The following is a 24,050-nucleotide window of genomic DNA, read 5'->3' on the forward strand; positions in this document are numbered from 1 at the left end:
TTATTTTGACTTAAAATTAAACCTAAGACTTGCGTACTCACCAAAAAATCGCTTACCGCTGCTACCTTCCAGTCCTGACGGGATTTGGCGACACTTGATAGTACGGGTCCTAGGAATCGGAGAGAATGGGATTCGAACCCATGATACATTTTACGTATACACGCTTTCCAAGCATGCGCCTTAAGCCACTCGGCCATCTCTCCAAACTAATAAACTTTTCGTGTCCAAGAGGACTTGAACCTCCGACCTTAAGAATCGCAATCTAACGCTCTATCCAACTGAGCTATGGACACAAACAATTAGCTTTTATTGTAATAAAAATTACTATTTATTACAATAAAAACATTCAACAGAAAATGGAGAAGTTGTGAGAACCAAAATAATCATTTTCCCTTTAATATTATTATCTATTTTATCATGCTCTAAATCAGTATCAAGTGAAGTTAATTATGAATTTAGAATTAAAACTAAAAATATCAAAGAAAAAGAAATACTAAAAAATAATAGTATTCTCCACATAGATGCAAAAATCCCTTTTATGGAAAACACAAACTTCGAATTTGAAAATTTTATAAAAAAATGGAAAAAAGACGTCGAAAATAAAATATCAAAAACCAAGAATTCACAAAATGAATATTTTTATTTTTCCAGCTTTACAATATTTAAAAATGAAAATATCGGCATTACATCTATTTTATATAAAGAATCATTTAAAGAAAAAGAATCAAGCACCCTCTTAAAATATTATTCTTTAAACTTAAAAGGAAACAAAAAAATAGAAATTTCAGAAATAATATCAAAAGATCAGCTAGACTCTCTAATAAACGTATTAAAAGAACAGATAAAACGCAAGATTAAAGATCTTAATGCTAAAGATACGCACAATCCAAAAGAATTGGAAAAAAAATTTACAACAATCTTTCCAAGATATAAATACTACTTTAAAAATAACCAAATTATTATTTTTTATAATCCATTCTTAATTGATTGTAAAAAATGTGATAAAATTGAGTTTCAATTCCCTATACATGAAAATACAGAAAATGAACATCGGCCTAATAAAAACTTACAGTTTTCTTAGCCTTTTTAATGCTTAAAATTAAATTACATAATTATAATAATTACGGAGAGGGTGAGATTCGAACTCACGGTAGGCTTACACCTACAACGGTTTTCAAGACCGTAGCATTAAACCACTCTGCCACCTCTCCAGGATTTAAAATAAATTTTAATAAATAAAGTATTCACTGTCAAGATTTATATAATTACGGAGAGAATGGGATTCGAACCCATGGTCCCCTTTTAAAAGGACAACTTCTTAGCAGGAAGCCCCATTCGGCCACTCTGGCATCTCTCCTACAATATTAATACATATTATCTTAGAGATATTACTATTGTCAACTAAATATAATTACAAATATTAATAATTTATTCTAAACTCTTTATAAGCTTCTATTAAATTTTGAAAATCTCTAATAGAAATGCCAATTTCAGAATAAATACATTCTTCATGCAAAATCTTTTGAACCATTTTTTCCTCATTATTGCTAAATTTTAATTCAATGCACTCATTTTTAATTCTCCAAATATATGTATTTACTCTTATATTGTGATCAAAAACAAAAACAGGATCTCTCAAATTTAAAGAATTGTCAATAAAAAATAAATACTCCAAATACCAATTTACTCTTAAAGATGCTGCGAATTCTTCAAGCAAATTTTCGATTAACATATCCTCGCTAGATTCAAACAATTTTAAAAATTTTGAATAAGGCTCTGGATTAAACTCGCAAAGTTTTTTCATGTAAAAATAGGCATCCTCAAGATCACGATTTCTAAGAAAAAACAAGGTTGCATACAAATATATCAAATCTAGGTTAGAATAATCATTAACCATTCTCTCAATAGACTTTTTGGGAGAAAATTTCAAAAGCTCAATTGTTGCAATATGCATATTATAAATTGTATAAATATTTGAAAAATTCAAAATGGCTTTAACATAAGACGTTGTTGCTTGAGTCATATTACCTATTTTATGGAATATAGTTGCCCTATTGTGCCAAATATACTTAGAATAATAAGAATCTGTTAAAAACTTTTCAGAAAGCGCAATTGCCCTACTTATTTCTCCAATAGAATAAAGATAATACATTAAATAATTAACAACAAGGGCAAGATTGGCATCAAAAAAAATTTCGTCTACTTTCAAAAAGCTTGCCGTTTCAAGAAATTCGCTATTTTTTAAAATCCAAATATTAAGCTTAACTAGAGAATTGTTTTGATCCAAATCTCTGGCCTCAAAAAACAATTTCAAAGCCTCGTCCTTGTTGCCCAAAATTTCAAATAAAACAGCACCATTGTTTAAAGCTTGTATAAAATCGGGTTTTTGCTCTTTGGCTTTCAAAAAACAACTTAACGCAAGTTCATATTCTCTTAAATTAAAATAAAAAACACCTAAATTATAATTCTCAAAAGGGCCTAGATCATTTTTGTTTTTTTCAATTTTACCATAATCTATAAGCTTAACTAAAAAATTATATTCACTCAAAACAGCAGGATAGGTATTTAAAATATATAAAAGCGCCTTATAATCCTTTTTCTTGAAATAAATAAGCGCTTTAAGTGAAAGAGAATCAAAATTTTCATCAAAAACATCTAAATTATCAAGAGAATTTTTAAAATCTCCATTTTTATAAAAATTTAAAGCTTTCTCAAAACTAAAGTTATTCATATTTTTTAAAAATCTCCATAGGCCTTACAGAAATTTCCTTCGAAAAAGAAGTCTTATTAACGCTTTTATCTAAATTATAAGCAGCAATACTAATATAATAAAGCCTTCCATCTTCAAGTCCTGTAATCTTAAAAGAAGTTTGATTTCCAACATCAATAGGAGAAGTTAAAACGCCCCCGATTTTTCCATAATAATTTCCAGAGGCAACCCCAATATAAATATAATATCCTTCAACACTACTATTAACAACAGGAATCCACTCAATAAAAACTTCTCTTGAACCTGGAATAACTTTTGTTATCACAGGAGGAAATGGAGCTGCTTCGGGAACATAGGTGATCGACATACTATAAAGAGAAGGACTGCTTACAGAATCTCCACTAGGATAAAATTCAACTTTTATTTGGATATATTTTGATATCTTTGAATCTGGAAAGTCTTTTTTAGGATCAAAATGAATCCATGCCCCAGTTAAATTTTTTTTAATATTCCCATAACTATCTGTATCATAAAATACCTTATTATCTAATCTATAATAATAAATAATCTCTGTATCCTTAGGAACATTAGAATCAACATCAAAAGACAATACTTGAGAATAATATTTAGAAAGCTTGATGGGTTCTGTAATAATGAATCCCATATTCTTTGAAAAAAAAGCATTATTAACCTCTTCAAAACTTTTATGTATTTCCAAATTCTCAACAGCACCAGTAAAATAAGTTCCCAAAGTAAAATCAATAAAATTGCCAATACTTAATAAGTATCCTGCCCCTTCCTTCTTGTCATCTGTTATATATTCTATTGCCTGAGGTTTAGAATCTATCAAATATTCAAGTATGCCGTCCCTTTGCCTATATCGCAAAGTATGCAAATGCCATTTCTTTGGAATAAAATCATCATTACTCTTCATTCTAATTTTGATAGGATTTTTATTATCTTTTAAAAATACATTGTTTAAAACCCAAACAAAATTACCCTCGTCACTTTCTAATCTAATAGACTGATCTACCCACAAATTATTAATATTTTTGTAACCATCCCAGCTAAAAATAATCTCTCCTGTAACAGAGGTTGTTCGATATACCCAAAACTTAATAGTAAAATCAGAAACAGTATTACCCGAGGAAAAGAAAGCTTTCTTTGTTAATGGCTTAAACTTAACAGGATTTTGATTTGAATAAAAAATTAAAGAGCCGTTAGATACATTACGAAATTCATTTGAAACTCTCAAACTTTTTGCACTAACCAAATAGTTTGAAGATGCGTCTTTTAATTTATTATCCCTTCCTATTTCTAAGCGCAAATCAATATTGTTTAAATCTAAAACGGCTTTATATCTATCCAAATAAATGCCTAGCAAACCTCTCATATCCCTTTCAAAAGTAATATTGCTAGAATCTTGAATAAATTTAAAATTTTTTTTTGAATCAAGTATTAATTTCAATTCTTGAGATAAAAGAACAGAAAAGCACAAAAAAAATAGCAAGGGCACTAAAATTAATCTCATTTTTGACCTTTATTTGTTATTATTTATATTTTTAAATATCTAAGAACATAAAACAAACTGTCTTATGATACAATATTATATCATAAGATGATTTTTAAAGTCTAAAAACTACCTGACATTATGAAAGAGACCCTAACAAGTTTATTCGAAAAAGCAATAAAACTGCCAACTACATGCGGTTGCTATAAAATGCTAAATGAAAATAAAAAAATACTCTATATTGGAAAAGCAAAAAATCTAAGATCAAGGATAAAAAGTTATTTTTTAGAAAAAAAAAGTCATAAAATTAAAATATTAATGAAAAATGTAAAATCAATAGAAGTTATTACAACAAATAGCGAATACGAAGCATTGCTTTTAGAATGCAATTTAATCAAAACTCATAAACCTGATTACAATGTAAAATTAAAAGACGGAAAGGGCTATCCCATGGTAAGAATAACTCATGAAAAATATCCAAGAATTTTCAAAACTAGAAAAATAATTAATGACCAAAGCGAATATTTTGGCCCATTCACCAATGTAAAAAAATTAGACCAAGTATTAGATTTTATTAACAAAACATTTAAAATTAGAAAGTGTAAAAAAAAATCCAATACTCCTTGCCTGTATTACCATATGGGACAGTGCCTTGGAGTATGCTACAAAGAAAACCTTGAAAAAGAATATCAAAAAGAACTATATAAGGCAAAATCAATACTAAAAGGGGATATATCAGAAATATTAAGCCAAATTGACATTAAATTAAAACTTGCTGTGCAAAAAGAAGACTTTGAAGCTGCTATTAAATTAAAAGAAATTAAAAGTTCTTTAATAGAAATTAATCAAATCCAAATCATTACAAAAACCAATAATTTAAACATAGACTATGTACATGTTCATCCAGGAGAAAATATAAATATAATAATGGTATTAAAATACAGAAATGGAAAATTAGTTGAAAGAGATGCAAACTTTGATGGGAGTATATGCAGAAAAGATGAGTTGATTTTACAATTTTTGACTCAATATTATACATCTATTAATATGATAGTGCCTGACAAAATTCACATATTTATTAAAGATGTTGACACTAAAAATGTTGAAAAATTAATAAATGAGATTAAAAATACAAAAACAGAAATTATTTACAAAGAAACAGAAGAAATTTTAAAAATAAGGGAAATGGCCATATCTAATGCTGAATTATCTTTAAAAGAGTATGAAAATAAAAGCAACAAAGCACTTGAGAGTTTAAAAATTTTTCTAGAAATGGATAAACTTCCCAAAATAATTGAAGGATTTGACATTGCTCATCTTGAAGGTCAAGAAACAGTAGCTTCTATGGTTACTTTTAAAATGGGCATACCCCTTAAAGAAAGCTACAAGCTTTACAGGCTAAAATCACTATTAAAAGGAGAGATTGACGACTTCAAGGCAATAAAAGAAGTTATTTTAAGAAGATATTCAGAAATAATCAATAAAAACTTAGAACTACCAAATTTAATTTTAATTGACGGAGGAAAGGGACAATTAAGCGCTGCTTTTTCTGTCTTAAAAGGCTTAAAAATAGAAAACAAAATTAAAGTCTGCTCGTTGGCAAAAAAACAAGAAACAATATTCTTAACAACCAACAAAAAAGGAATAAATCTGCCCCAAGGACATCCTGCTCTTAGGATACTACAAAATGTAAGAGATGAAGCACATAGAAAAGCTAACGGATTTAACAAAAAAAGAAGGGAAAAAATAACCCTATTATATACAAAAATAAATGGAATTGGAGAAAAAAAAGCCCAAAAAATATTAAAATTAATTGGAACCTATGAGGATATATTACTTTTAAGTGAAAATGAAATTTCAGAAAAAATAAAAGTAAATATTCAACTTGCAAGAAAAATAAAAGAATTTGCAATAAAAGAAAACTCAATAAAAAATCATAATCACAATAAATAAATTTTAAATTTAATCAAAATTTTAAACTAGATTATTATTTATTAATATTTTTTAAAATAAAAACACTATTTGAAATTCCAGGTGATAAAGCCAAAAAAAGATCATTGATAAGCTTATTTCTAACTTGCACATCTAAAACATCTCCTAAAAGCTCTATTTTATAGTCTCCATAAGAACTCTTGACTACTCTAAAAAAATGAACAATCTCAATGTAATCAAAATTATCTAAATCTCCAACAACTTCATTTACTAAATTGTCAAATATTTTTTTACGCTCTTTTTTTTCTAAACTTTTAATCTTTGAAGATCCTCCTTCAATTTTATTTAATTTAGCCAAAAATTTCTCTATCCCGTTTTGAAAATTAATATTTTTAATAATAACTTTAAATTCAAAGCCATTAGAAATATTTTTTTTACCTATTATTTCATATCTTAGATTATTAAAAAATAAAGGATAAAAAATAAAATCATTCTTTACTTGAGATTTTAACCCGCGAATTTTTGCCCTCAGATCATCATCACCTGGAATATTTAAATAATCAAAAAATATTTTGGGATTGCTTTGCAAATTTTTAACAGAATCAAAAAACCCTATTAAACAAATTTCTGCTAATCTGGATTCAGATCTACAGGATAAAAAATAAAACAATAAAATCCAAATTAATTTTTGTTTCATACATTAAAAATTAAATTTTGATTCTGTAGAACAATGTATTAAAAAATTATTATTGAGCTTTAAGATTGAAAATATTAAAAAATATGACAAATTTTGATGAATATTTTTAGAATAAATCCTCAAATATAAATCAAACTTATATAAAATTTTTAAAACAATTTTTATTTCTGCAATTGAATAATTTTTAATCCCGATTCTATAAATTTTATTTAATGAAAAAAAGATTTTATTTTTATTCAATGCACTCTGCAAACTTCCACCTGCATTATAATCTATTTGCACCTTTAGTAATCTTTTAAATTGCCAAATAAGACTCATTAAAACATTAAGAAAATCTTCTCCCTGATCCAAAATAGACTTAATCTTTATCAAAGAATGAGTCATATCTTTTTTTAAAATTGAATTAAATAAAGAAAAAGAGTTCTCAAAGCGAACAAAACTAATCCAAGAAGCTATATCTTCCTCATTAATGGTATTGTTCTTAGCAAAAAGTGCAAAAGAATCTATATAAAATTTCAAAATTTTAGTATCTGAATTTAGCATTAAAAGCATTAAATTTATTGCAGAATCTGTAATTTCAATATTAAGATTAAAAAAATTTCTTTTTACAAATGTAAATTTGTCATCATCAGAAATCTCATAAAAAACTTTTTTTATAAACTTAAGCTTATTCTTAAAATCAATGTTGCATGTATTACTATTAGAAATAAAAATCACAGTTTTATTGCTAGCCTTTAAAATCGCACTACATACTAGTTCTAAATCTTTTTCTGCTTTTAAAAGTTCAGACTCATAAACAATAAAAATTTCCTTTTTTGAAAAAAAAGAATTGGAAAACAGTTTCTCAACAAATTCAATAGCTGAGAGTTCTGACAAAAAAATTTTAGTAACTGAAACTTCTGATTTAAAAGCATCCATCTTGACTAACAGCTCTTTTAAATAAGCTTCTTTTAGGCCCTGCTCATTACCTAACAATAAATAAACCACTTGCATTAAAGTAAATTATAATCCAAATGACAAATATATTATACTTAAGCTAGGAGGAGAATATGAAAGTTGCAATATTTACAGATACATATATCCCAGAAAAAAATGGAGTGGCAACATCAATAAAGCAAATTAAAGAAGGATTTGAAAAAAATGGCTATGAGGTTTACATATTTTGTCCAAAATCCAAAAAATCTTCAAACGAAAAAAACGTTTACAGATGCCCATCTATTCAAATAAATAAAAAACTTGATGCTGTAATAGCTTTTCCCAGCAAAAGCAAAATATCTAAAATAATAAAAAGCTATAAACCAGACATCATTCATACTCACTCCGAATTTTCTATGGGAAAAATTGGGAAACAAATTGCATTAAAACAAAACATACCAATAGTTCACACAAGCCATACAATGTGGGATTATTATTTACATTACTTAGGAATTTTTAAATATTTTATTAAACCCGATAAAATGATGCAAAAACATTATAATAAAATAAAATATTTTATTTACCCATCAAGTAAAGCAAAAGAAAGGTATTTCCAACTTTCAAATAACTCTAACTATAAAATAATTCCAAATGGAGTTGATAGAAAGCTTTTTATAAAAACTTTAAGCAAAGAAAAAAAAGACGAAATCTTTAAAAAACACAATATAAAACAAAAAGACAAGATAATCATATTTGTTGGAAGAATAAATAAAGAAAAAAACATAAATTTATTAGTAATACATTTAAAAGACCTTTTAATACAAAACAAAAATTACAAGCTTATCATTATTGGCAAAGGAGGCGAAGAAAAGGAAATAAAAAATTTTAGCATCAAGCATGGACTTGAAAAACAAATATTGTTAATAGGAACAATTCCATGGGAAGAAATATGCTATTACTACAAAATTTCCGACATCTTTACTAGTTTATCAAGAAGCGAAGTATATCCAATGACAGTAATAGAAGCATTAACTGCTGGAATACCTGCTATTTTAATAAATGACCATATCTATAAAGACGTAATAAAAGAAGGAATAAATGGATTCTTAATAAAAAAGTATGAAAACTTATCCCAGTATATAGACAAAGTAATAAAAGATGATAAAATACTAAAAACATTTAAACAAAATGCAAAAAAATCCTCTATTAAATTTTCAAGTCATTTTTTTACAAAAAAAATTGAAAGTTATTACTCAGAAATTATTGCAAGACAAAATCATTGATATACCTTATCAAAAGGTATAAAACAAATTGGAAGCTTAATTTTCATATCCAATAAAATATTTTTAATAGATTCTCCAATAAAATATTGAAAATCCCAAAAAACCTCTGTATTAATAAAAAATCGAGCCTGTACAACTATGTAATAGGGAGTATATTTTTTTACAATAAGAGTAGGAGAGCAAACCTCAACATTAAATTTTTTATTATCAAAAATTATTAAATTCTCTATTTTATCTTTTAATAAAGCAATATTCGTATCATAGGGAACTTGAAAAGAAATTACAACTCTTCTTCTAGGATTTGCCGAAAAATTAACAACAAAATTGGAAGTAAGCTTACTGTTTGGAATTTTAATAATCTCTTCGTCAAATGTTTTAAGTGTAGTAAAAAAAATTTGAACATTCTCAACCAAGCCTTCCACATCGCCACATTGAATATGATCTCCACACTTAAAAAACTTAGAATTCAAAACAATAAATCCGCTAACAAAATTAGATAAAATGCCCTGAGCAGCAAGCCCAATAGCAAGCCCTAATGATCCAAATACAGCAATAATAGATGTCGTAGGCACCCCAAGGTATGGCAATATTATTAAAACAATAATAAAATCTGTTAATATTTTAAAAAAAGATTTTAAAAAGTTAAAAACTGTAACTTCTAGCTTCTCCTCTAATCTAGACTTTTCCAAAGTCCTAAATAAAATTTTACCTATTTTCTTAACTATTAACTTTAAAAAATACCATAGGGCTATGGCTATCGAAACTTTCAAACTATAGCCTATCACACTCTCAAGGATATGATTAAAATAATCTTGAAATATAAAAAACTCCTTAAACAAACTAAACTTTCCTTTTAAGCTTAATGTAAATTAATTGAAATTATAGCACAAAAGCAAATAAAATTTTCTAATAGAAAAACTCTAGTAAACACAATAAAGAAATGTTTTAAAGTCACAATAAAGCATGTTTTAATCATCTTTATTCAACAATAAAATACGCATTACAATAATATTTGTGGTAAAATTAGTGCCAAAGGTTTTTACTAAATTTGACAAAACAAATAAATAAAAAGAAACAAAAAAGAATATATGAAATTCTGGACTTGTTTTTACTTGTCTTTAAAACAACAACACTTACAATTGGCGGAGGATTAATAATTATATCTGAGCTTAAAAAAATACTTGTCAAAAAAAGAAAAATAATGTCTGATGACGACTTTAACAAAATACTAGCAACATCAAATGTTATTCCTGGAGTTACAGCGATTAACTTTGTGTTCCTAGTAGGAAAAAAATTTGGAGGTTTCCCATGCGCACTTTTACTTGTTGTTGCTGGAATTTTGCCTTCCATTATTGCAATAATAATAGTTTTCCTTTATCTAAAGTTAGTACCGGGAAATATATATATTGAAAAATTTCTAGAAGGTGCAAAAGTCTCTTCAATTATTATAATGTCAGCAGTTGTTTTAAAATTTTCAAAAAAAATGTTGAATAATTCCATAATAAAATGGACAATATGTTTTCTTGTGGTTTTTGCAATTTTTAAATTAAAAATAAGAATATCATACATACTGCTAATTTTCTTTTTAATATACACATTAAAATATATAGCAATAAAAAAAATATTAACTAAATAAAAAAAAGGATATCGGTTGATTTTAATAAATTTATTCATTACATTTTTAAAAATCGGATTATTTAATTTAGGAGGCGGCAATGGAATTTCGGCGATAATAAACAATGAAATAATTAATAATAAACAGTGGATAACAAAAGAAGAATTTGTCAATATGATTACAATATCAAGAATAACCCCCGGGCCTATTGCCACAAACATAGCAACATACGTTGGAATGAAAATCGCAGGAATTACAGGAGCAATAATTGCAACAGTAGCACTAATAACAGCTCCAATAATAATAATGATTATAATCCTACTAATGCTACATAAAATAAGCTTTTTAAATTATTGTCTAGAAAATCTAAAACCTATTATTGTTGCACTGTGGATAATTACAATAATCATTTTGCTCGAAAGCACATATTTAAAGATAGAGAACGACAAAACAGAATTTTTAAGAACCTTGACTATTGTGGGAATTAATTTTTTTATTTTATTTTTTTATAATAACACAAGCCCCGCATTAGTAATTATACTTAGCGGATTTTTTTATATATTAATATAAATATGATTAAACAAAAGCTAAAATTATCTCAAAATTTAAACTCAATTCAAATACAAACAATAAAAATATTGAGCCTTAGCAAAAAAGAATTAACACGCCTTATACTAGAAGAATACGAAAATAACGAATGCCTAGAAATAGATTCAAATAAAATATTTTTTGAAACATTAAAAACATACAGGTTTAAAAAAAATTTTTATAAAAAAGATGGCATTATAAAAAATCAACATGACATAGCTCTTGAAAAAACACAAACAAATACTTCTTTAAAAGAACACCTTTTGCTACAATTGAGAATTCAAAGAATAGATGAAGATGAACTTAAAATAGGTGAAATATTAATAAACAATCTAAATAATAAAGGTTTTCACATAATAAATCCTTATGATCTTTTTAAAAAGGAAGAAAGAGAAAAAGTAAAAAAAATAATTGAACTTATTCAAAAATTTGATCCGATTGGAATTTGTGTGCCCAATATAATAGAATCGTTAATTTTACAAGCAAAGCATCATAAATTAGAAACCAATATTATTAAAATTCTTGAAAAAGCAGAGCTTCTTGAAAAAACTCAAGAAAAGCTAAAAAAAGAACTCAAAATAAGAAGTAAAGAATTTAACAAGGCTTTAGAAATTATCAGACAAAAACTCAACCCCAACCCAACACTTGAATTTAAAGACCCAGACGATACTAATTTCTATATTGATCCAGATATATTAATAATAAACCACAATAACAAATTTGAAATTAAAATCAAAGAGGTTAACATATTTAAAAAAGAACTTAAAAGAACAACTAAAAATCCCCAAAAACAAAAAAAAGCAAAATGGTTGATCGAATCATTACGCTATAGAGACGAAATACTTGCAAAAATAGGGATAGCTATATACACATTCCAAAAAGAATTCCTAAGAAGGGGTTTTAAAAGCTTAAGGCCAATGAACTTAAACATTTTGTCAGAAAAAATCAGTGTATCAAAATCAACAATATCAAGAGCAATAAAAAATAAATATTTAAAATGCGACTGGGGCACCATATTAATCAAAGAGCTCTTCAGCTCTGTTGGTGGAGCAAAAACAAATGAATTTTCAAAAATAAGCATTAAAGTAACAGTAAAAAAGCTGTTAGAAGTAAATAAAAAGATGTCAGATAAAGCAATTTCTGCTATACTAAAATCCAAAGGAATCTCTATTTCTAGAAGAACAGTAAATAAGTATAGGAATGAATTAAAGTCTGAGAAAGGAAAAACATATTATGGAACCTAAAATCCAAACAGTTAATTATAGCTTAAATGAGGGTGAAAAAATTTTTATTTTCAAAAAACTAGAAAAATTTGACACTCATATCAAAAAACATGTAGAAAATTTAAAAATTACAATCAAAAAAGAACATGAACTTTTTGAATTAGATGCACATGTTCACTTTAATTGGGGGAAAATAATACATATAAGAGAAGATGGGAAAATACTTCTAAGCCTTATTGATAGCACAATAGAAAAACTTTATAAAGCAACAACTAAAGAAAAAGAGAAAAAAAATAACAAATAAAATAAGTAAAAAATGCAAGAAATAGAAATTGAGACAATAAATAAAAACGGAATACATTCAGGGCCAGCAAACATCATTGCTGAATTCACAAATAAACACTCTTCGTGCGATATAGAAATAACAACAAAAGATGGTAAAAAAACTAAAGCAAAATCTATAATAGGAATTATCATATTAGGAATAGTACACAAAGAAAAAGTAAAAATAGCAGTCGTCGGGAAAAAAGAAATACCGGCAATTAAAAATTTGTCAAACTTGATAAAATATAATTTTTCAAAAGAGCTTGAAAAATGAATAAAAAAATTTTTTACATAACAATGTTACTGCATTTTCCCAATCTTCTATTTTCATACTCAATAAAATATGATATTGAAGCAAAAATGTCATATTTTGTCATGAGTCTGGCGATCATTGTAATCTCATCAATTTTACTAGGAAATATAGTAGCAAAATTAGGGATTCCAAAAGTAATAGGACAAATAACGGCAGGAATAATTCTAAGTCCGAATGCCTTTGGGAAAATTCAAATTCCTTTATTATTCCCGTTAGGGATAACTCAAATTGGAGAAAATTATTTAATAGACGAAAAAATATTCGCAATCTCTACCATAGCTTCAATAATATTGCTTTTCACAGCAGGACTTGAAACTGACTTAAAATTGTTTATCAAATTTTTGCCACGTGGAGGAATTATTGGAATAACTGAAGTTGTTGGAACCTTCACAAGTTTTGTACTAATGGCTAGCATAATTTTTAATGTTCCTCTAATAAGTCCAACCTCGCTTTTTATTGGAATAATTGGAACTCCAACATCAGCAGGAATAGCAGCAAGTATACTCTCAGCACAAAAAAAATTGAGCACTTCAGAAGGAGTTACAATAATATCAACTTCAATTATTGATGATGTACTTTCAATGCTTATGCTTACGAGTGTAATAACTATATCAAGATCTATGTCAGATCTTGATATAGCAAGCTCGATTAAAACTATAATTCAAAACATAGTAATTTGGTTATGCTTAACTTTCTCTTTAATATATGTATCAGAAACACTCTCAAGACTGTTAAAAAAATTAAACAGTGTCACCTTGGCAACCGTAATAACGCTCTCGCTAGCCTTTACTATTGCAAGCATTTTCCAAAATCTAGGAATGTCTTTTGTTGTTGGAGCTTATGTATTTGGACTTGCCATGTCAAAAACAGATATTGTATACGTAATTCAAGATAAACTAACAATCTTTGAAAGATTTTTTATCCCAATCTTTTTTACATCAATTGGGCTTATGTCAGATATTAATGAAATACTCTCAAAAGAAGTTCTTATTTTAGGAATAGCAATTAGCACAATAGCAATAATTACAAAAAGTATATTTTGTTTCATTCCCACACTCTTTTTGGGATTTAATAAACTTGGAGCCTTAAAAATTGCAACCGGAATGGTTCCAAGAGGAGAAGTTTCACTTATTATTGCAAATGTTGCATTATCTTCAGGATTTATTAGCCAAAAAATATTTGGAATCATAATAATAATGGTATTTTTGCCAACAATAGTTGCAACACCCATAATAAACTTTTTATTCAAAATAAATAAAAGCGGACTTAAAAAAGAGCTCCCAATAGACCAAAATACACACATATGCGTATCATTTGAATATGATAATTTAGCCAAAATTCTTGTATGGGACTTAAAAAATGAATTAAGAAAAGAAGGGTTTTTCACACAACAAATTAAAAATGATTCTTCACAATATATTAATGCAAGAAAAAACAATATATCCTTCTCAATCAAACGAGAGGGTAGTAAAATCACATTCGAATGCCCAAATAATCACTTAATTATAATACAAGATCTTTTTAGAGAAACAATTTTAAACCTAGAAAAAATAACCAAAGAAGTTGAAACGGTCTCTTTAAGGGCAAAAAAACTAGATTATTCAATAAATTATGATAAAATCCTTAGTAATATAAAACTAAATAAAAGAATAAAAAAAGAAAACATTATTTTAGAATTAAAAGCAAGCAATAAGGCTGATGTACTAAGAGAGCTTCTAAGCGTAATAAACATTGAAATTGACAAAGAAAGAATATTCCAAGATTTAATGGAAAGAGAAAAATTAATTACTACTGCACTAAAAGAGGGCTTTGCTATTCCCCATTTAAAAACAAACTTAATCTCAAAAATACATATTGCAATAGGAATAAGCCATGAGGGGATTGACTTTAATGCTCTTGACAAGAATTTAAGCCATGTTTTTATATTAATACTATGCCCAGCAAAAGATTACGTTAGCTACCCTAGAATTTTAGCATCTGTTGTAGGCAAAGTTGATTTATATAAAAAAGAGATTTTAAATGCAAAAACAGACAAAGAAATTTATAATATAATAGTGAGTTGAATTATGTTTAAGATTATCAAATGTAATGAATTGAATGAAAAACTAATAAACAAAAAAGTTGAAATAAATGCTTGGGTAAAAAAAATTAGGCACCACGGAAAATTTACATTTCTAAACATAAGGGACAGATATGAAAAAGCACAAGTTCTAGTAACCGAAGAAAACCTTTTAAAAATCGTAGAAAAAATAAAACTTGAATATTGCATTAAAATTCAAGGATTATTAATCAAAAGGCCTTACGACATGATAAATTCAAATATGAAAACAGGATGTTTTGAAATATTGGCAAAAAACATTGAAATTATCTCAAAATGTAATGAATTGCCATTTATGATAGAAGATGACAATAATGCAAGTGAAAACTCAAAGCTTGAATATAGATACTTAGATTTAAGAAGAGATTCATTGAAAAATAAAATTATTTTAAGATGCCAAGCTACTCATCTTATTAGAAATTTCTTAGTAAAAAGAAAGTTTTTAGAACTAGAAACTCCAACTTTTGTAAAATCAACTCCAGAAGGCGCAAGATCCTTTGTCATCCCCTCAAGGATTCACAAAGGATCTTTTTATGCCCTACCTCAATCTCCACAACTTTACAAACAACTTATAATGATAGCAGGATTTGATAAATACTTTCAAATAGCCCGTTGCTATAGAGACGAAGATTCAAGAGGAGATAGACAACCAGAGTTCACACAGCTTGATCTTGAAATGAGCTTTATCAAAAAAGAAAATATTTTTAAATTAATAGAAAATATGCTTTTTTCAATATTTAAAAATTGCCTTAATATTAACTTACCTAAAAAATTTAAAAAAATAACATATAAAAAAGCAATGAACAAATATGGAAGCGATAAACCAGATACTAGATTTGAGCTTACATTACAAGATATAAGTCGCAATCTAAAAAATTCAGAATTCAATGTATTCAAAGATACCCTAAAACACAAAGGTTCAATTAAGATTTTAATAGTGAAAGATAAAGCTGATCAGTTCTCAAGAACAAAAATAAATAATTTAGAAGAAATTGCAAATCTTTACAAAACACAAAGGTTTTATTTTACAAAAATTGAAAACAATAAATTTTCTGGAGGAATTGCAAAATTTTTAAAAACAGAAGAACAGCAATTAATAAAAGCCTATTCTCTAGAAAATAACGACATAATTTTCTTTACAGCTAATAACAAATGGGAAACTGCCTGCAAAACAATGGGCCAAATTAGAATAAAAATTGCAAACGATCTTGGACTAATAGACGAAAATAAATTTGAATTTATATGGGTCTATGACTTTCCGCTGTTTGAATATAACGAAAATACAAAAACCTATACACCAGCTCATCATATGTTCTCTCTTCCCAAAAAGCGGTATATTAACAATTTAGAAAAAAATCCAAACAAAACCATAGGCGAAATTTATGATCTTGTTTTAAATGGAGTAGAGCTTGGTTCAGGTTCAATTAGAATACACAATAAAGAACTTCAACAAAGAATTTTTAATATAATAGGATTCCAAAAAGAAAAATCAGAAGATAGGTTTGGATTTTTTCTAAAAGCATTAGAATATGGAGCTCCCAATCATGGTGGAATTGCAATTGGTATTGATAGGCTAATAATGCTAATGACAAAATCAACCTCAATAAAAGATGTAATACTCTTTCCTAAGAATTCTTTTGCAGCAAGTCCTCTTGACGATTCTCCCTCTAAGATCTCAAATGAACAACTCAAAGAGCTGGGAATCAATATTGCTGATGATGATGCTTAAATTCACAATATAATTTATACCACATACCTTTAAAATTATAAAAATCAAACAATCCATATTTCTTGGGATTTTCCAACATTCTACTATTCTTTCAAGAAATTAAATCTCAAAGCTCAAATTTAATTTTTCACAAAAAACATAAAAACCAATCCAAAACAAAATGCTTTTTTAAAATTTAAAAACAATATATTGAATAATCAATAACTTTATAATCCAATATTCTAAAACAGAATAGAACAATAAAGAAGTTATTCAAAAAGCAGTTTGCAAATAAAAATTCACTAATTTTTATTTAATTCCTATTAATATTATTAAGGTTTTTGCATGCAATCTTCACACGGTCTTTCATGGAAATTTCAGCTTCTCTTAACCAAACTCTTGGATCATAAAATTTCTTATTTGGAATATCAATGTCCTTGCCATCTCCTAATTGACTTTGCAGACGACTTTCATTTTTTTTGTAATAATTTAAAACACCCTCCCAAGCAGCCCACTGTGTATCTGTATCAATATTCATCTTTACAACCCCATAAGAAAGTGCCTCATTAATCTCATCAATTGTAGATCCAGATCCCCCATGAAAAACATAAGAAACCGGCTTAGCAACATTTACTCCTGTTTTTGATATAACATAATCTTGACCATCTTTTAACACTTTTGGAGTAAGCTTAACATTACCTGGTTTATATACTCCATGTACATTTCCAAAAGCTGCTGCAATTTGAAAATTTGGGCTAATCTTTAAAAGTTCTGAATATCCATAATAAATATCTTCGGGAGTTGAAAATAATTCATGTGAAGCTCTATCCGAATTGTCAACTCCATCTTCCTCCCCACCCGTAATTCCAAGCTCTATTTCTAAAAACATTTCAATTTTTGCCATTCTCTCTAAAAATTTTTTAGAAATTTCAATATTTTCCTTAATAGGTTCTTCTGATAAATCTAACATGTGTGAAGAAAATAATGGCCTTTTATGCTGACTATAGTATTTTTCACCATACTCTAAAAGTCCTTCAACCCAAGGAAGCAAATTTTTAGCACAATGATCAGTATGAAGAACAACGGGAACACCATAATGCTCCGCCATCAAATGAACATGCATAGCTCCAGAAATAGCTCCAACTATTGAAACCCCTTGTGATTTTTCCATCTTCAATCCTTTCCCGCAAATAAAAGCAGAACCACTATTGGAGAATTGTATCATAATAGGAGAATTAATTTCTTTTGCTGCTTCCAAAACCGCATTAATAGAATTTGTTCCTATACAATTGATAGAAGGTATGGCAAATCCTTCCTTTTTGCATATTTCATATAAAGAATGCAGCTCTTTTCCATAAACTACACCCGGTTTAATTTTATCTAAAACACCCATTTACATCACTCCTTTTTATTTTATTTTTTCTTTTATCAAATACCTATAACAAATTATACACCTAAGAAGTAAAATTGAATTTAAATAAATCAATAATTATTGAACCAATAAGCAAACATAAAATTTATTAAAATTTATCATTTTGCATAAAAAAGTTTAAAATCAAAACCTATCGGCAGACTCTAGCGTTTTATACCACTGTGAGAATTCTTTTATTCCCTCTTTAATAGAAGTTTTAGCCTCATACCCTACATCATTTTTAAGTTTTAAAATATCACAACAACTTTCCACAACATCTGCTTTTTGCATAGGCATATAATTTTTTAAAGCCTTTTTATCAAAATTAGCCTCAAGCTCTTTAATAAAATCTAACAATTTAGTTGCATGTCCAGTTCCTATGTTATATATCCTGTAAGGAAAAGACGATGTTGACGAATTTGGATTTTTAACATCAAAATTGCAATCGCTCTTAGCAGGGCTTTTCAACACTTTGCAAACACCATTTGCAATGTCCCTAACATATGTAAAATCTCTAGCCATATTCCCATCGTTAAAAATATTAATGGGCTCACCATTTTTAATTCCCTCTGAAAATAAATATAAAGCCATATCAGGTCTTCCATAAGTTCCATAAACTGTAAAAAATCTAAGCCCTGTTGTTGGAATATTAAAAGATGCGCTATAAGCATGCGCTATCATCTCATTAGATTTTTTACTAGCTGCATATAAATTTAAAGGGTGATCCGTAATAGAATCTTCGCTAGAAGGCATATTCTCATTTATACCATAAACCGATGAAGTTGAAGCATAAACAAAATGCTTGATGTTTTCTTTATAAACTCTACATACATCTAAAACATTAAAAAATCCAACAATATTTATTGAAACATAGCTATCAGGATTTTCAAGACTATCTCTAATACCGGCTTGAGCAGCTAAATGACAAACATGTGTAAACTTATGATCTTTAAAAAGTTCTAGTAGTTCATCTTTATTTAGTATATCAAGATAAGCGAAAGATAAATTATTATATTTCTCACTCTTAATAATCTTATGAGATTTAACATTCTTAAAACAAAATCCTAAAGCTTCTAATCTTTCATGCTTAAATTTTAGTTCATAATAATCATTTAATATGTCTATACCCAAAACTTCATGTCCTTCTTCTACAAGCTTTTTAGCTACATGAAACCCAATAAACCCTGCAATTCCGGTTAAAAAAATCTTCATATTATCACTCCTACTTAAAATTCAATATAAACTAACACCATCAATCATTTTTTAAAACCGAGATCTCTTTTTTGGTAACTGCGAGAATTATTACTGCTAAATCTATTATTTCTGACATAAGAAACTCTTATTCTTTTTATATTTCCATCACCCTCGCTTTCAGTTTTTATATCACTATAACGATTCAAAGTTGTATGAACAATTCTTCTTTCAAAAGGATTCATTGATGGCAATAAAATAGAACGTCTAGTCCTTTTGACTTTATGAAAAGAATTTATTGCTAAATTAATAAACCTAGATTTAAATCGTTCTCTATAATCTCCAATATCCAATATTACCCTATTAAAAGTACCAGTTTCACCAATAAGCTTGGCTGTATAAACATTTGTCAGAAGTTGTAAAGAATCTAAATTTTTACCCTCTCGCCCAATCAAAATATTTGGACTATCTGTCTCAATGGAAATTTTAATATGCCCCCCTTCTTTAGGCTCTATTGTCAAGTTTACAGAATATCCCATTTTGATTAGCATTTCTTTTACAAATTCTAAAATTTTATCACAAATTTCATCCCCAATTTTAATTTCAAAGCCACCTTTTTTAACTTCCTTTACATGAGGAGAAACCCTTATTTTGATCATTTCTTTCTTAAATAAAAATCCAACTCTTTCTTTATCTAAAATTTCTACATCAAACTCACCTTCTTTTAATTCCAGATCTCTCATTGCTTTCTTTATTGCTTCTTGTTCGGTTTTACCGTAAAATTCATAGCTCATATTATTCCCCCTTTTAAGACAAATGCATTTTTATATAGTATTGCTGCAAAATAGTAAAAATATTTGTTGTAATCCAATATATCAAAAGCCCTGATGGCATATTGTAAAGTATGAAAAAAAACATAATGGGCATTCCAAAATATAAAAACTTCTGTTGTGATCCAAGATTTCTTAAATCAATATTAGAACTAACAATTGTAGACCCCAATTGAGTAAACATCATAATAAAAGGCAAAATTCTAATATCAGTCCAAGAAATAAAATAAAGCTTATATCCAAAATGATATACGCTGTCACCAATAGACAAATCATCAATCCATCCTGGAATAAAACTAGCTCCTCTTAATAAAAACAAATTATTTACAAGCGAGTAAAGAGCAAAAAATATAGGAAGCTGCAAAATTACGGGAAGGCATCCCCCAAGAGGATTAACCCCTTCTTCTTTATAAAGCCTTCCCATCTCTTCATTTAACTTCTTAGAATCATGCTTAAACTTTACTTGAAGTTCTTTCATTTTGGGTTGAAGTTTGGAAAGCTCAGCAGTAGCTCTAAATCCCTTAAATGTTAAAGGAAATATAAGTATTCTAACAACAATTGTCAAAAAAATAATTGAAAGCCCCCAATTAGGTATAACATCATAAAAAACTTGCATTATCATTTGCATGGGCATTTGAATCAAATACCACAAACTCTTTTCTACTGACATCCCAAAAGAAATATCAGACAGACCAAAGGTATTCTCACCATTCTTATCAAAAATATCTAGGTATCTACTATCCTTAGGCCCAGCATAAATAAAAAATTCATCACTAATGTTGTTTTTATTTCTAATATTATTGACAATAAACGACTTGAGAATTCCTCTTTCCTTCTTAAACTCAACCTCCATATTCTCTTTAAAAACCAACACCTCAAAATACTTAGTGCTAGAACCAATCCATCTAGGATTAGCAATCCTTAAACCATCTTTACCATATTTAAGTTTATTGTCATAATAAATTACTTGAGGCAAATAATTACTATATTGCAACTTGGCTTTATTGCTCAGCCTTTCAATCTCAGAACTAAAAATAATTTTATAATAATCAATATCAAATAAATTACAATCCCCAACACAATTTAAAGTAACTTTAAATTTAATCAAGTATTCATTTTTCTCCGAAAATGTATACTTCTTTACATACTCATAAGTTTTGCCATTATTTTTAAAATAAGCTTTAAATTCATGATTAAAATCATCTATTTTTTTATACAAAAACAAATCCTCTACTAAATAATCTAAACTAACATCGAAAAAGATTTCATTTTTATAATCAACATTAATCAAATCTGTAGGATCTTTTTCCAAATTTAAATGATCTTTAAGCTTTAATGAAACTAAATTTCCCCTAAATGTTGAAAAAGTAGCAAAATATATCCCTGTTTCTACAACAACATTTTGAGACTTATCAATCAAGTTAAAACTATTGCTTTTACTTAAAAACATTTCATTATCATCAAAACTTTTGTTTAAATCAAACTGCACTTCCTTATTAGAAGACTTAAAGCTTAACAAGCTCGAAGAAAGAATATCATTAATAAGCATATAAAGACCTATTAAAAATAAAGACAAATAAACTGTTCTTAAAATTCTTTTATTTTGATTCACTTATGCCCCTTCACACCATTAAAACTAAACTTTTCATAAGAGATTCAATACCAAAATACGTCAAATTTAACTTGTTACAAGAAACTACAAAAATAATATCTATAGCTTTACCTTCTAGCAATTCTAATCTTTTTCTAAAAGCTTCTTTAAAAAGCCTCCTAACACGATTCCTTTTAACAGACCCTCTAAAACTCTTAGAAAAAGTAATAAGAAGTCTAGAATAAATCAAATGATTTGACTTACAAAACATTTTAAGATTAGGATTACTAAATCTAATCAGATTACCTTCTTTGAAAATTTTTTGAATTTCTATTTTTGATTTTAGACTAATATTTCTTTTTTTCATCAGAAACAGTTAATTTTATTCTTCCTTTTGCTCTTCGTCTTGCAAGAATAAGTCTTCCGCCTTTGGTTTTCATTCTAGCTCTAAACCCAAATTTTCTATTTCTTTTAACTCGACTAGGTTGATAAGTCCTTTTCAAAACGCTCCTCCATTAAAAACAATTTCCTGCTACTAAGCTGCAAATTGAACACTACCATGGTATAGTATATAAATGCGATTGTCAATAATAATTACTTTACTAAAACCTTTATATCTATTATTTCAATCCCCGTTAATTCTTTTATTGACTTTATTATCTTTGACTTATTGTTCGATATGCTATACAAAATACTTGAATTACCTACCTCAAGAAAAAGAACCTGTCCATTTTTAAAATCTAAAAATTTCACATCATCTGATAAAGTCTGAAAGATCTGATTCCATTTATCAGCAATTAATAATTTTGAACTTATATTTTTATTAACAAGCAAATTAGATTCTAAATATTCTTCAAGAACATTGCCTATTTTTTTAAAAGTAGAATTATTCATAACAATTTTTTATACCACAATTCAAAAAATAATATTAAAATAAACCTTAATAATTCACTTTAACCTAAAGACATCGGCATTATCAAGTGCATAAAATTAAAATTTTCAGGCTCACTCAATTTTAATACATTTCCGGAATTAAACTGTATTTCTATCTTTGAAGTTTCAAAAACACTGATAGCTTCAATAAAATATGAAATATTAATAGCCATAATCTCATCTAATCCATCATACAGATAATTTGGATTTTTAATAAAAAATTCACCCTTTCTTCCGGTAATCAAATCTTCTCCAAGAAGTTTTAATTGGAGCTCGGAAAAAGCTAAAACTAGCTTTTTTGACTTGTCAACATATAAATTAACTCTTGCAAGCCTATCTTTTAAAATGACTAGCGAAACCAAAGATCTATTTTTTTGTTCCTTAGGTACAATACTTTTATAATCAGGATAATTGCCATTAATTAAACTACAAGCTATTTTATAATTGTCAAATTCAACATAAAATTTTTTATCTGAAGATTTTATTTTAACCATACCTTCTCCTGACATAAGATGTTTTAAAAAATTAAATATTTTTACAGGAACTATAAAATTTACATCTTCTTCAACTATAACTTCTGCTTTACAAATAGACATTCTGTGTCCATTAGTAGAAACGAGCAATAATTTGGAATCTTCATCTTTTGTAAAATACACACCATTTAATACATTTTTGGATTCATCAAAATGTGCTGAAAAAGCTATTCTGTTTATTACTTTTTTAAAAGTTTTTTGCTTTATTTCAATTTCAAATGTGTAATCTTCATTAATCATATCATAATTGTAATTTTCTATTTCTTCGTATGAAAAGGTAGGTTCTTTTAAATGATCTTCATATTCTTCTTTCTCATCTTTCGATTCTCCCATAATTTCCAATTTGTTGTTATTCCCATCAAAAATTATTTTAATTTCCTTGTATAGACTAAACGCTTTTACTGCGTCATAAAAATTTGAAGCATTGATTAATACTTTAAAATCTGTTTTTGAAACAATTGGAATTGTACTTTCAAAAAATATATTTCTGTCTGTTGATTTAATTATAAGATTAGATCCTTTTACTTCGATTAGTAATGCACTCCAAATATCATTCATATTTCTGTTTAGTATTATTCCTTTTGCTTTTTCTATCTCACTTGTAATTTGATTTGTTTCACAAATAAAAAATGTGTTATTTATCAT

Annotated in this window: 23 protein-coding genes, 4 tRNA genes and 1 other RNA gene; 10 read left to right on the forward strand and 18 right to left on the reverse strand. The window is 27.3% G+C overall.

Annotated elements, in window-relative coordinates:
* Positions 1-18: 18 nt before the first annotated feature.
* The 3 genes from ffs to DB318_RS02115 all read right to left on the reverse strand — a co-directional run bounded on the left by ffs (position 19) and on the right by DB318_RS02115 (position 293).
* Positions 19-114: signal recognition particle sRNA small type (ffs, locus tag DB318_RS02105), an RNA gene on the reverse strand.
* 3 nt (positions 115-117) lie between these two features.
* Positions 118-203, reverse strand: a tRNA-Ser gene (locus tag DB318_RS02110).
* A 16-nt stretch (positions 204-219) separates the two neighbouring features.
* A tRNA-Arg gene (locus tag DB318_RS02115) sits at positions 220-293 on the reverse strand.
* A gap of 74 nt (positions 294-367) precedes the next feature.
* Between DB318_RS02115 and DB318_RS02120 the strand changes: the two genes are divergently transcribed.
* Positions 368-1,081, forward strand: a complete 714-nt coding sequence (locus DB318_RS02120) for a hypothetical protein (RefSeq protein WP_151073540.1) — start codon at positions 368-370, stop codon at positions 1,079-1,081.
* A 43-nt stretch (positions 1,082-1,124) separates the two neighbouring features.
* Here DB318_RS02120 and DB318_RS02125 read toward each other — a convergent pair.
* From DB318_RS02125 to DB318_RS02140, 4 genes are all read right to left on the reverse strand, one after another.
* Positions 1,125-1,211 (reverse strand) — tRNA-Ser (locus DB318_RS02125).
* A gap of 57 nt (positions 1,212-1,268) precedes the next feature.
* Positions 1,269-1,357 (reverse strand) — tRNA-Ser (locus DB318_RS02130).
* Between the two features lie 63 nt (positions 1,358-1,420).
* Complete coding sequence (locus DB318_RS02135; protein WP_151060111.1) at positions 1,421-2,731, reverse strand: tetratricopeptide repeat protein; 1,311 nt, start codon at positions 2,729-2,731, stop codon at positions 1,421-1,423.
* Entirely contained in the window at positions 2,724-4,241 is a 1,518-nt protein-coding gene (locus DB318_RS02140; RefSeq protein ID WP_151074196.1) for a fibronectin type III domain-containing protein, read from the reverse strand. The genes DB318_RS02135 and DB318_RS02140 overlap by 8 nt, the downstream gene beginning before the upstream one ends.
* A 120-nt stretch (positions 4,242-4,361) precedes the next feature.
* On the opposite strand from DB318_RS02140, the gene uvrC reads away from it, so the two are divergent.
* Positions 4,362-6,173 carry an excinuclease ABC subunit UvrC gene (gene uvrC / locus DB318_RS02145; RefSeq protein WP_151074197.1) on the forward strand — a complete coding sequence of 604 codons (1,812 nt, stop codon included), beginning with the start codon at positions 4,362-4,364 and terminating at the stop codon, positions 6,171-6,173.
* 34 nt (positions 6,174-6,207) lie between these two features.
* Here uvrC and DB318_RS02150 read toward each other — a convergent pair whose 3' ends face one another.
* Both DB318_RS02150 and holA read right to left on the reverse strand, forming a co-directional pair.
* Positions 6,208-6,849, reverse strand: coding sequence for a hypothetical protein (locus DB318_RS02150; RefSeq protein WP_151060108.1), 642 nt, complete (start codon positions 6,847-6,849; stop codon positions 6,208-6,210).
* Between the two features lie 3 nt (positions 6,850-6,852).
* Positions 6,853-7,842, reverse strand: coding sequence for a DNA polymerase III subunit delta (holA, locus tag DB318_RS02155; protein ID WP_151074199.1), 990 nt, complete (start codon positions 7,840-7,842; stop codon positions 6,853-6,855).
* A gap of 56 nt (positions 7,843-7,898) precedes the next feature.
* Here holA and DB318_RS02160 point away from each other — a divergent pair, with 56 nt between their 5' ends.
* Entirely contained in the window at positions 7,899-9,047 is a 1,149-nt protein-coding gene (locus DB318_RS02160) for a glycosyltransferase (RefSeq protein WP_151073536.1), read from the forward strand.
* Here the strand turns inward: DB318_RS02160 and DB318_RS02165 are convergent.
* On the reverse strand, positions 9,041-9,886 hold the full coding sequence (locus DB318_RS02165) for a mechanosensitive ion channel family protein (protein ID WP_151074200.1): 846 nt from the start codon (positions 9,884-9,886) through the stop codon (positions 9,041-9,043). The two genes, DB318_RS02160 and DB318_RS02165, sit on opposite strands and share 7 nt — an antisense overlap.
* Before the next feature lie 209 nt (positions 9,887-10,095).
* On the opposite strand from DB318_RS02165, the gene DB318_RS02170 reads away from it, so the two are divergent.
* From DB318_RS02170 to aspS, 7 genes are read left to right on the forward strand one after another with little or no spacing between them, the layout of a single operon-like run.
* Positions 10,096-10,683 (forward strand): chromate transporter, encoded by a 588-nt coding sequence (locus DB318_RS02170; RefSeq protein WP_151073534.1) that lies wholly within the window; start codon positions 10,096-10,098, stop codon positions 10,681-10,683.
* Positions 10,684-10,698: 15 nt separating this feature from the next.
* Positions 10,699-11,232, forward strand: a complete 534-nt coding sequence (locus DB318_RS02175; RefSeq protein WP_151060103.1) for a chromate transporter — start codon at positions 10,699-10,701, stop codon at positions 11,230-11,232.
* Positions 11,233-11,234: 2 nt separating this feature from the next.
* On the forward strand, positions 11,235-12,494 hold the full coding sequence (gene rpoN / locus DB318_RS02180) for an RNA polymerase factor sigma-54 (RefSeq protein ID WP_151060102.1): 1,260 nt from the start codon (positions 11,235-11,237) through the stop codon (positions 12,492-12,494).
* On the forward strand, positions 12,484-12,777 hold the full coding sequence (locus tag DB318_RS02185; protein WP_151073532.1) for an HPF/RaiA family ribosome-associated protein: 294 nt from the start codon (positions 12,484-12,486) through the stop codon (positions 12,775-12,777). The genes rpoN and DB318_RS02185 overlap by 11 nt, the downstream gene beginning before the upstream one ends.
* Before the next feature lie 12 nt (positions 12,778-12,789).
* On the forward strand, positions 12,790-13,071 hold the full coding sequence (locus tag DB318_RS02190) for an HPr family phosphocarrier protein (RefSeq protein WP_151074201.1): 282 nt from the start codon (positions 12,790-12,792) through the stop codon (positions 13,069-13,071).
* Entirely contained in the window at positions 13,068-15,173 is a 2,106-nt protein-coding gene (locus tag DB318_RS02195; protein WP_151074202.1) for a cation:proton antiporter domain-containing protein, read from the forward strand. Before DB318_RS02190 ends, DB318_RS02195 begins: the two co-directional genes overlap by 4 nt.
* 3 nt (positions 15,174-15,176) lie before the next feature.
* Positions 15,177-16,937 carry an aspartate--tRNA ligase gene (gene aspS / locus DB318_RS02200; RefSeq protein ID WP_151074204.1) on the forward strand — a complete coding sequence of 587 codons (1,761 nt, stop codon included), beginning with the start codon at positions 15,177-15,179 and terminating at the stop codon, positions 16,935-16,937.
* 292 nt (positions 16,938-17,229) lie between these two features.
* Here the strand turns inward: aspS and fbaA are convergent, their stop codons facing one another.
* From fbaA to dnaN, 8 genes are all read right to left on the reverse strand, one after another.
* Positions 17,230-18,309 (reverse strand): class II fructose-bisphosphate aldolase, encoded by a 1,080-nt coding sequence (gene fbaA / locus DB318_RS02205; protein WP_151060097.1) that lies wholly within the window; start codon positions 18,307-18,309, stop codon positions 17,230-17,232.
* A 162-nt stretch (positions 18,310-18,471) separates the two neighbouring features.
* Positions 18,472-19,539 carry an NAD-dependent epimerase gene (locus DB318_RS02210; RefSeq protein ID WP_151074206.1) on the reverse strand — a complete coding sequence of 356 codons (1,068 nt, stop codon included), beginning with the start codon at positions 19,537-19,539 and terminating at the stop codon, positions 18,472-18,474.
* Between the two features lie 44 nt (positions 19,540-19,583).
* Entirely contained in the window at positions 19,584-20,312 is a 729-nt protein-coding gene (gene jag / locus DB318_RS02215) for an RNA-binding cell elongation regulator Jag/EloR (RefSeq protein WP_151073528.1), read from the reverse strand.
* A gap of 13 nt (positions 20,313-20,325) precedes the next feature.
* Positions 20,326-21,960: a membrane protein insertase YidC gene (gene yidC, locus DB318_RS02220; protein ID WP_151074207.1), complete on the reverse strand. Its 1,635-nt coding sequence runs from the start codon at positions 21,958-21,960 to the stop codon at positions 20,326-20,328.
* A 10-nt stretch (positions 21,961-21,970) separates the two neighbouring features.
* Positions 21,971-22,306 carry a ribonuclease P protein component gene (gene rnpA, locus DB318_RS02225; protein WP_151074208.1) on the reverse strand — a complete coding sequence of 112 codons (336 nt, stop codon included), beginning with the start codon at positions 22,304-22,306 and terminating at the stop codon, positions 21,971-21,973.
* Entirely contained in the window at positions 22,287-22,442 is a 156-nt protein-coding gene (gene rpmH, locus DB318_RS02230; RefSeq protein WP_004791483.1) for a 50S ribosomal protein L34, read from the reverse strand. The genes rnpA and rpmH overlap by 20 nt, the downstream gene beginning before the upstream one ends.
* A gap of 91 nt (positions 22,443-22,533) precedes the next feature.
* On the reverse strand, positions 22,534-22,833 hold the full coding sequence (locus tag DB318_RS02235) for a hypothetical protein (protein ID WP_151060092.1): 300 nt from the start codon (positions 22,831-22,833) through the stop codon (positions 22,534-22,536).
* A gap of 59 nt (positions 22,834-22,892) precedes the next feature.
* Positions 22,893-24,050, reverse strand: coding sequence for a DNA polymerase III subunit beta (gene dnaN / locus DB318_RS02240; protein ID WP_151074210.1), 1,158 nt, complete (start codon positions 24,048-24,050; stop codon positions 22,893-22,895).

This window comes from [Borrelia] turdi, assembly GCF_008828755.2.
Classification (GTDB): Bacteria; Spirochaetota; Spirochaetia; order Borreliales; family Borreliaceae; genus Borreliella; species Borreliella turdi.